This is a genomic window from Escherichia sp. XD33 (assembly GCF_019375075.1).
Classification (GTDB): Bacteria; Pseudomonadota; Gammaproteobacteria; order Enterobacterales; family Enterobacteriaceae; genus Enterobacter; species Enterobacter flexneri_A.
Window position 1 is genome coordinate 1 of the sequence record NZ_JAENDM010000107.1, and the last position, 1,706, is coordinate 1,706.

Annotated in this window: 1 rRNA gene; it reads left to right on the forward strand. The window is 52.8% G+C overall.

The window, feature by feature from the left end:
• Positions 1 to 146: 146 nt before the first annotated feature.
• A 16S ribosomal RNA gene (locus tag K0778_RS24785) occupies positions 147 to 1,688 on the forward strand.
• Positions 1,689 to 1,706: the final 18 nt, after the last annotated feature.

Genomic DNA, 1,706 nt, shown 5'->3' on the forward strand with positions numbered 1-1,706 from the left:
ACTGCTCTTTAACAATTTATCAGACAATCTGTGTGGGCACTCGAAGATACGGATTCTTAACGTCGCAAGACGAAAAATGAATACCAAGTCTCAAGAGTGAACACGTAATTCATTACGAAGTTTAATTCTTTGAGCGTCAAACTTTTAAATTGAAGAGTTTGATCATGGCTCAGATTGAACGCTGGCGGCAGGCCTAACACATGCAAGTCGAACGGTAACAGGAAGAAGCTTGCTTCTTTGCTGACGAGTGGCGGACGGGTGAGTAATGTCTGGGAAACTGCCTGATGGAGGGGGATAACTACTGGAAACGGTAGCTAATACCGCATAACGTCGCAAGACCAAAGAGGGGGACCTTCGGGCCTCTTGCCATCGGATGTGCCCAGATGGGATTAGCTAGTAGGTGGGGTAACGGCTCACCTAGGCGACGATCCCTAGCTGGTCTGAGAGGATGACCAGCCACACTGGAACTGAGACACGGTCCAGACTCCTACGGGAGGCAGCAGTGGGGAATATTGCACAATGGGCGCAAGCCTGATGCAGCCATGCCGCGTGTATGAAGAAGGCCTTCGGGTTGTAAAGTACTTTCAGCGGGGAGGAAGGGAGTAAAGTTAATACCTTTGCTCATTGACGTTACCCGCAGAAGAAGCACCGGCTAACTCCGTGCCAGCAGCCGCGGTAATACGGAGGGTGCAAGCGTTAATCGGAATTACTGGGCGTAAAGCGCACGCAGGCGGTTTGTTAAGTCAGATGTGAAATCCCCGGGCTCAACCTGGGAACTGCATCTGATACTGGCAAGCTTGAGTCTCGTAGAGGGGGGTAGAATTCCAGGTGTAGCGGTGAAATGCGTAGAGATCTGGAGGAATACCGGTGGCGAAGGCGGCCCCCTGGACGAAGACTGACGCTCAGGTGCGAAAGCGTGGGGAGCAAACAGGATTAGATACCCTGGTAGTCCACGCCGTAAACGATGTCGACTTGGAGGTTGTGCCCTTGAGGCGTGGCTTCCGGAGCTAACGCGTTAAGTCGACCGCCTGGGGAGTACGGCCGCAAGGTTAAAACTCAAATGAATTGACGGGGGCCCGCACAAGCGGTGGAGCATGTGGTTTAATTCGATGCAACGCGAAGAACCTTACCTGGTCTTGACATCCACGGAAGTTTTCAGAGATGAGAATGTGCCTTCGGGAACCGTGAGACAGGTGCTGCATGGCTGTCGTCAGCTCGTGTTGTGAAATGTTGGGTTAAGTCCCGCAACGAGCGCAACCCTTATCCTTTGTTGCCAGCGGTCCGGCCGGGAACTCAAAGGAGACTGCCAGTGATAAACTGGAGGAAGGTGGGGATGACGTCAAGTCATCATGGCCCTTACGACCAGGGCTACACACGTGCTACAATGGCGCATACAAAGAGAAGCGACCTCGCGAGAGCAAGCGGACCTCATAAAGTGCGTCGTAGTCCGGATTGGAGTCTGCAACTCGACTCCATGAAGTCGGAATCGCTAGTAATCGTGGATCAGAATGCCACGGTGAATACGTTCCCGGGCCTTGTACACACCGCCCGTCACACCATGGGAGTGGGTTGCAAAAGAAGTAGGTAGCTTAACCTTCGGGAGGGCGCTTACCACTTTGTGATTCATGACTGGGGTGAAGTCGTAACAAGGTAACCGTAGGGGAACCTGCGGTTGGATCACCTCCTTACCTTAAAGAAGCGTTTAC